The sequence below is a fragment of the Methylobacterium sp. WL18 genome (genome assembly GCF_008040015.1).
Taxonomy (GTDB): domain Bacteria; phylum Pseudomonadota; class Alphaproteobacteria; order Rhizobiales; family Beijerinckiaceae; genus Methylobacterium; species Methylobacterium mesophilicum.
On the sequence record NZ_VRVD01000203.1, the window covers coordinates 1 to 7,739 of the forward strand.

Sequence of the window (7,739 nt, forward strand, 5' to 3'; positions counted from 1 at the left end):
CGCCCCAGCTGCGGCGCCTGTCGGCCTTCGCGCACGGCCTGCATGCCCGCCTGCGCGGTCTCGACGAAGCCAAGGCCGTGGATGGAAAGGCGCCGGGCTCGGACCTCTGCGGCCCGAACCCGACCGACTCGGTCCTGGCCGCCCTGACCCGCGACCTCGCCGGGCTGATGCGGGCCGGGCGCCTGACCGACATCCAGTTCGGCCTCCTGGAGGCGCGGATCGAGGCTTTGTCCGGGGTGCACACCGCCTGCGAGCGGATCGCCAACACGCCGCTGCCCTTTGCCTACACGCTGCTCGTCTACCGCACCGCCTGGCTGTACTGCCTGCTGCTGCCGGTGGGCCTCACCGGCTCACTCGGCTGGGCGACGCCGGTCGTGGTGGCGCTCGTCGGCTACACGTTCTTCGGCCTCGACGCCCTGGGCGACGAGTTGGAGGAGCCGTTCGGCACCGAGCCGAACGACCTGCCCCTCGACGCGATGGTCCGGGCCGTCGACCGCATCGTCCACCACGCGCTGGACGAGCCGATGCCGGCGCCGCTGGCACCGGACGGGTATTGGCTGCGGTAGCGTCGGGATCAGCCGTTCCAGGCCCGCAGGACCGGTTCGCTCCGGTCGTGCTCATAGCCAAGGACGCTGACGCTGGCGGTGCCGAGCACCAGCAGCGCGCCGCCCTCCGGCGGCAGGCCGATCCAGCGGGCGGCGAGCACGCGCAGACAATGGGCGCTGGAAAAGAGGATCAGATCCGCATCCAGGGCGCGGATCCGGGCGATGACCCGATCGGCCCGGGCACCGACATCGGCTGCCGTTTCGCCGCCGGGGCATCCGTCGCGGAACAACCGCCAGCCCGGGCGCTCGGCCAGGATCTCTTTCGTGGTCCGGCCCTCGTAGGCGCCGTAATCCCACTCGGCGAGGTCCGGATCGATCGTGCGGTCCGCGCCGAACCCCGCAAGCGCGCAGGTGGTCGCCGCGCGGCTCGACGGGCTCGACCAGACGGCCGCATAGGCTCCGGCTGCCAGGCGCGGCGCGAGGGTGCGGGCCGCCGCCTCGCCCGCCGGCGTCAACGGGATGTCGCTGCGCCCGGTATGTTGCCCGGACAAGCTCCAGGCGGTCTCGCCGTGGCGGACCAGGGTGATCTGCGGAAGCTTGGTCTGGGACATGCGCGCCTCCGAGTACGCGCGGTCAACGCGCCTGCGCCGATCCGGCACCCGGCGCCGAGACAATGCGTCGACGCCGCAACATCACCCTTGCGCCTCCGATAAAACGGACATAAACATATCTTTATGTCTAGCGCTGAGAGTCGAACGGCGGGATCGATCCCTTTTCCGGAAGCCCTGGGCGTCCTGCGCGCCGCGGCCGAGGAGACCCGCCTGCGCATCCTGGCGCTGCTCACCGACGGCGAATTGTCGGTCTCCGACCTCACCGACATCCTGGGCCAGTCGCAGCCGCGCATCTCGCGCCATCTCAAGCTCCTGGTGGAGGCCGGCCTCGTCGAGCGTCATCGCGAAGGAGCCTGGGCGTTCTTCCGCCTGTCCGAGTCCCGGGCCGGCCTGGCCGACCCGCTCCTGTCCGGGCTGGACCGGAGCACGCCGCCTCTCTCGGAAGATCGTGCCCGGCTCGACGCGGTCCGCACCCAGCGGGCCGAGACGGCCCAGACCTTCTTTGCCCGGCTCGCGCCCAAATGGGACGAGCTACGCTCCCTGCATGTCCCCGAGGCCACGGTCGAGGCGGCGGTCCTCGACGCGCTGGGTGAGCGCCCCCTCGGCAGCCTGATCGATCTCGGCACCGGCACCGGCAAGATGCTCGGCCTGCTCGCCCCGCGGGCCGCCCGGGCCACGGGCCTCGATTCGAGCCACGCCATGCTGTCGGTCGCCCGGGCCAACCTGGAGCGGCGGGGCCTGTCGCGGGTGGACCTACGCCAGGGCGACATCCATGCGCCGCCCTTCGCCCGGGCGAGCTTCGATCTGGTGGTGGTGCATCAGGTGCTTCATTATCTCGACGATCCGGCCCGCGCCCTGCGGGGCGCCGTGCGTCTCGTGGCGCCGGGCGGACGGCTCCTGGTGGTGGATTTCGCGCCGCACGATCTCGAATTCCTGCGGACGAGCCAGGCCCATCGCCGGCTCGGCTTCTCCGCGGATCAAGTCTCCGGCTGGCTGGCCGAGGCCGGGCTCGCCACGGTCGCGACCCGCGATCTGGTGCCCCGGGAGACCGGCCAGCTGACCGTCACGCTCTGGCTCGCGCAGGAAGCCAGCCATCGGCAGGCAGGCCTCGACCGCGCCGCCGAACCGCTCCAGCGCGCGGTCGCCTGACCCCGAAGTCCGGCGACCTCCGCACAACCCATCACCCTTATCGTCTGAACCGACCGACATAGAGGACGAGACCCGATGCGCCGACCCGCCCACCGCGCCAGCCGAGACGGCTACCACCCGATCCGCGTCTCGATCGAGTTCTTCCCGCCCAAGACCGACGAGATGGAGAAGGTCCTGTGGTCGTCGATCGAGCGGCTGGCACCGCTTCAGCCGAAATTCGTCTCCGTGACCTACGGGGCCGGCGGCTCGACCCGGGAGCGGACCCACAACACGGTCGCCCGGATGATCCGCGAGACGACCCTCAAGCCCGCCGCGCACCTGACCTGCGTGGATGCCAGCCGCGAGGAGATCGACGCGGTGGTGCAGTCCTACTGGGATGTCGGCGTCCGCCACATCGTGGCCCTGCGCGGCGATCCGGCCGACGGCGTCGGCCACGCCTACCGGCCGCATCCTGAAGGCTACGCCACGACCGCCGAGCTGGTAGCGGGGATCAAGCGCATCGGCGACTTCAAGGTCTCGGTCTCGGCCTATCCCGAGAAGCACCCGGAGGCCGCCACCCTCGATGCCGACATCGACGCCCTGAAGGCCAAGGTCGATGCCGGGGCCGACCAGGCGATCACGCAGTTCTTCTTCGAGAACGAGGTCTACCTGCGTTACCTCGAAAAGGTCCGTGCCGCCGGGATCACGATCCCGATCATCCCGGGCATCCTGACGGTACAGAACTTCAAGCAGTCGGCCAACTTCGCCCGCCGCACCGGCGCCTCGGTGCCGTACTGGCTGGCCGCCCGCTTCGAGGGTCTGGACAACGACGTGGAGACCCGCCGGCTCGTCGCCGCCGCCGTGGCGGCCGAGCAGGTGCTCGACCTGGTGGACGAGGGGGTCCAGGACTTCCACTTCTACTCGATGAACCGCTCCGACCTCGTCTACGCGATCTGCCATCTGCTGGGCCTGCGCGCGCAGGCGCCGAAGCTGGCAGCGGAGAAGGCGGCAGCCTAAATTCAGCTGCGCCCGCACGGCGCAGCAGGGGGCAGGACCATGGCCGAACCGCAGGATATGATTCTTCCGCTTCTTCGGGAGATGCGGACCGAGATCCACTCTGGATTCGAGCGCGTCGATCGCAAGCTTGAGGAGCATGATACCCGCTTCGACAAGCTGGAACGTCGGTTCGACAATTTGCGGGAAGCCGTTAACGGCGAATCGGTCCTCGGACGCTACGCGGCTGCCCAGGTCGAAGAACGCCTCGACGCCCTCGAAAAGCGGCTCGCCGCCCTGGAGAAAGCGGGCTGACCCGGACCATTTCCGGGCTGGTCCGAAACGAGAACTCCACCCTCTGCCTTATCCTGGGTGCCGCGCAACGGCCTCGCAGGAAGGCTCCAGGGACCCACAAAAATCTCGACGCCTCCTTCGAGGCTTCCGCTTCGCTCCGGCACCTCAGGATGAGGTGGTCTGTTGGGACCGATCATGACTGACTTTCCGCCCGTCGACGGCACCGAGATCGCAACCGCGCTGCGTCAGCGCGCGTCGGAAAAGATCCTCGTCCTCGACGGGGCGATGGGCACCGTGATCCAGCGGCTCGGGCTGACCGAGGCGGATTTCCGCGGCGACCGCTTCAAGGATCATCCGAACGATCAGAAGGGCAACAACGACCTCCTGATCCTGACGCAGCCGGACGCGATCCGGCAGATCCACCTCGACTACTTCCTGGCCGGCGCCGACGTCTGCGAGACCAACACGTTTTCCGGCACCACGATCGCGCAAGGCGATTACGGCCTCGAATCGATCATCCACGACCTGAACCGGGAGGGCGCGCGCCTCGCCCGCGAGGCCGCGCGGCTCGCCGAGAAACAGGATGGCCGCCGCCGCTTCGTCGCCGGCGCCATCGGCCCGACGAACCGCACGCTGTCGATCTCGCCGGACGTGAACAATCCCGGCTACCGCGCGGTGACCTTCGATCAGGTCAAGACCGCCTACATGGAGCAGGTCCGCGGCCTGATCGCCGGCGGGGCCGAGTTGATCCTGATCGAAACGATCTTCGACACGCTCAACGCCAAGGCGGCGGTGGCCGCCTGCTGGGCGGTGTTCGAGGAGACCGGGATCCGCCTGCCGATCCAGATCTCCGGCACGATCACCGACCTGTCGGGCCGGACGCTGTCGGGCCAGACCCCGGCGGCGTTCTGGAACGCGCTGCGCCACTCCGATCCGCTGACCTTCGGCCTCAATTGCGCGCTGGGCGCCCGCGAGATGCGCGGCCACATCGCCGAGCTGTCGCGGATCTGCGACACCCTGGTCTGCGCCTACCCGAATGCCGGCCTGCCCAACGAGTTCGGCCTCTACGACGAGAGCCCGGAGGCCATGGGCAAGCTCGTCGGCGAATTCGCCGAATCCGGCTTGGTCAACATGGTCGGCGGCTGCTGCGGCACCACGCCGGACCATATCCGCGCGATCAGCGAGGCGGTCGCCGGCAAGGCGCCCCGGCAGGTCCCCGAGATCCCGCGCCTGATGCGGCTCTCGGGCCTGGAGCCCTTCGTGCTGACCAAGGAAATCCCGTTCGTGAACGTCGGTGAGCGCACCAACGTCACCGGGTCGGCCAAGTTCAGGAAGCTCATCACCAACGGCGACTACGCCGCCGCCCTGGACGTCGCCCGCGATCAGGTCGCCGCCGGCGCCCAGATCATCGACGTGAACATGGACGAAGGCCTGCTCGACTCGCAGAAGGCGATGGTCGAGTTCCTCAACCTCGTCGCCGCCGAGCCCGACATCGCCCGGGTCCCGGTGATGGTCGATTCCTCGAAGTTCGAGGTGATCGAGGCCGGCCTGAAATGCATCCAGGGCAAGGCGATCGTGAACTCGATCTCCATGAAGGAGGGCGAGGAGAAGTTCATCGAGGCGGCCCGCGTCTGCCGTTCCTACGGCGCCGCCGTGGTGGTGATGGCCTTCGACGAGCAGGGCCAGGCGGACACCTACGAGCGCAAGGTCGAGATCTGCACCAAGGCCTACCGGATCCTGACCGAGCAGGTCGGCTACCCGCCGGAAGACATCATCTTCGATCCGAACATCTTCGCGGTTGCCACGGGCATCGAGGAGCATAACGGCTACGGCGTCGCCTTCATCGAGGCGACCCGGACGATCCGCGAGACCCTGCCGCACGCCCACATCTCGGGCGGCGTCTCGAACCTGAGCTTCGCGTTCCGCGGCAACGAGCCGGTGCGCGAGGCGATGCACGCGGTGTTCCTGTACCACTGCATCCAGGCCGGGATGGATATGGGCATCGTCAACGCCGGCCAGCTGGCCGTCTACGACGAGATCCCGGCAGAGCTGCGCGAACTGTGCGAGGACGTCGTCCTCAACCGCCGCGACGATTCCACCGAGCGCCTGCTGGAATCGGCCGAGCGCTTCAAGACCGGTGCCTCGGCCCAGGCCAAGACCGCCGACCTGACCTGGCGCGAGGCCCCGGTGGCCAAGCGCATCGAGCACGCGCTGGTCAACGGCATCACCGAGTACATCATCGCCGACACCGAAGAGGCGCGGCAGGGCGTCGAGCGCCCGCTCCACGTCATCGAGGGGCCGCTGATGGCCGGCATGAACGTGGTCGGCGACCTGTTCGGCGCCGGCAAGATGTTCCTGCCCCAGGTGGTGAAGTCCGCCCGGGTGATGAAGCAGGCGGTTGCCTATCTCGAGCCTTACATGGAGGAGGAGAAGCGCGCCAATGGCGGCGACGGCAAGCGCCAGGCCGCCGGCAAGGTGCTGATGGCCACCGTGAAGGGCGACGTCCACGACATCGGCAAGAACATCGTCGGCGTCGTGCTGGCCTGCAACAACTATGAGATCATCGATCTCGGCGTGATGGTCCCGGCCGCCAAGATCCTCGACGTGGCCCGCAAGGAGAACGTCGACATCGTCGGCCTGTCCGGCCTGATCACGCCGTCGCTCGACGAGATGGTCCATGTCGCGGGCGAGATGGAGCGCGAGGGTTTTTCCGTGCCGCTGCTGATCGGCGGCGCCACGACCAGCCGCGTCCACACCGCGGTGAAGATCCATCCGGCCTACGCCAAGGGCCAGGCGGTCTACGTCACGGACGCGAGTCGTGCGGTCGGCGTGGTGTCGAGCCTGCTGTCGAAGGAGACCCGCGACACGACGATCGAGAAGGTGCGCGCCGAGTACGCCAAGGTCTCGGCCGCCCATGCCCGCTCGGAGCTCGACAAGCAGCGCCTGCCCCTGGCCAAGGCCCGGGCCAACGCGTTCAAGGTCGACTGGTCGGGCTACGCGCCGAAGAAGCCGGCCTTCACGGATGCCCGGGTGTTCGGGTCCTACGAGGTCGCCGACCTCGTCCCCTACATCGACTGGACGCCGTTCCTGCAGACCTACGAATTCAAGGGTCGCTTCCCGGCGATCCTGGACGACCCGGACCAGGGTCCCGCGGCACGCGCCCTCTACGAGGACGCGCAGGAGATGCTCCAGCAGATCGTGGCGGAGCGCTGGTTCAACCCGAAGGGCGTGATCGGCTTCTGGCCGGCCAACAGCGTCGGCGACGACATCGTGCTCTACACCGGTGAGAGCCGCAGCGACCGGCTGGCGACCTTCCACGGCCTGCGCCAGCAGCTCTCGAAGCGCGACGGCCGGCCCAACACCTGCCTGTCGGACTTCGTCGCCCCCGCGGAGACCGGCATCGCCGATTACGTCGGCGGCTTCGTGGTCACGGCCGGCCTGGAGGAGGTGCGGATCGCCGAGCGGTTCGAGCGGGCCAACGACGATTACCGGGCGATCCTGGTGAAGGCACTGGCCGACCGGATCGCCGAGGCCTTCGCCGAGCGCATGCACGAGCGCGTCCGCCGGGAGTTCTGGGGTTACGCGGCGGACGAGACCTACACGCCCGCCGAACTGACGAGCGAGCCCTATGCCGGCATCCGTCCGGCCCCGGGCTACCCGTCCCAGCCCGACCACACCGAGAAGACGCAGCTGTTCGATCTCCTGAAGGCCGAGCGTCGGATCGGGGTGAAGCTGACCGAGTCCTACGCCATGTGGCCGGGTTCCTCGGTGTCGGGCCTCTACCTGGCGCACCCGCAGGCGCATTACTTCGGCGTCGCCAAGGTCGAGCGCGACCAGGTCGAGGACTACGCCCTGCGCAAGGGCATGGACATCCGCGAGGTCGAACGCTGGCTCGGGCCGATCCTGAACTACGACCCGACGCGGTACCTGGCGGAAGCCGCGGAGTAGGGGGCTCGGCAGGCATCACCTTTAAGGGACGCCTTGCGGCGCCAGAACACCCGCGTCGTCATCAACTCAGTTGGCGGCGGTTTGCGCGTAGGTGTCGCGTAGGCGTGCGTTTGCGATGACGATGAGGCGTCGCATGAGTGCGGTGATGGCGACGATGGGCTTCTTTCCGGCGGCGCGCAGGCGCAGGTAGGCGTCCCGGAGGGTGGGGTTGTGGCGGCTG

General features: G+C 68.7%; 6 protein-coding genes and 1 pseudogene. 5 read left to right on the plus strand and 2 right to left on the minus strand.

Annotated elements, in window-relative coordinates; all coding sequences use genetic code 11:
• The coding region (locus tag FV228_RS15370; protein WP_147855418.1) for a bestrophin family protein at window positions 1-566 on the plus strand (566 nt) is incomplete at its 5' end.
• 8 nt (window positions 567-574) lie between these two features.
• Here FV228_RS15370 and FV228_RS15375 read toward each other — a convergent pair.
• Entirely contained in the window at window positions 575-1,156 is a 582-nt protein-coding gene (locus tag FV228_RS15375; RefSeq protein WP_147855419.1) for a histidine phosphatase family protein, read from the minus strand.
• Between the two features lie 123 nt (window positions 1,157-1,279).
• On the opposite strand from FV228_RS15375, the gene FV228_RS15380 reads away from it, so the two are divergent.
• From FV228_RS15380 to metH, 4 genes are all read left to right on the plus strand, one after another.
• Window positions 1,280-2,305 carry a metalloregulator ArsR/SmtB family transcription factor gene (locus FV228_RS15380; protein WP_147855420.1) on the plus strand — a complete coding sequence of 342 codons (1,026 nt, stop codon included), beginning with the start codon at window positions 1,280-1,282 and terminating at the stop codon, window positions 2,303-2,305.
• 75 nt (window positions 2,306-2,380) lie between these two features.
• Entirely contained in the window at window positions 2,381-3,301 is a 921-nt protein-coding gene (gene metF / locus FV228_RS15385; protein WP_147855421.1) for a methylenetetrahydrofolate reductase [NAD(P)H], read from the plus strand.
• A gap of 39 nt (window positions 3,302-3,340) precedes the next feature.
• Window positions 3,341-3,592 (plus strand): hypothetical protein, encoded by a 252-nt coding sequence (locus FV228_RS15390; protein WP_147855422.1) that lies wholly within the window; start codon window positions 3,341-3,343, stop codon window positions 3,590-3,592.
• Window positions 3,593-3,766: 174 nt separating this feature from the next.
• Complete coding sequence (metH, locus tag FV228_RS15395; RefSeq protein ID WP_147855423.1) at window positions 3,767-7,519, plus strand: methionine synthase; 3,753 nt, start codon at window positions 3,767-3,769, stop codon at window positions 7,517-7,519.
• Window positions 7,520-7,585: 66 nt separating this feature from the next.
• Here the strand turns inward: metH and FV228_RS34225 are convergent.
• Window positions 7,586-7,739: pseudogene (locus FV228_RS34225) on the minus strand (IS110 family transposase); the annotation flags it as partial.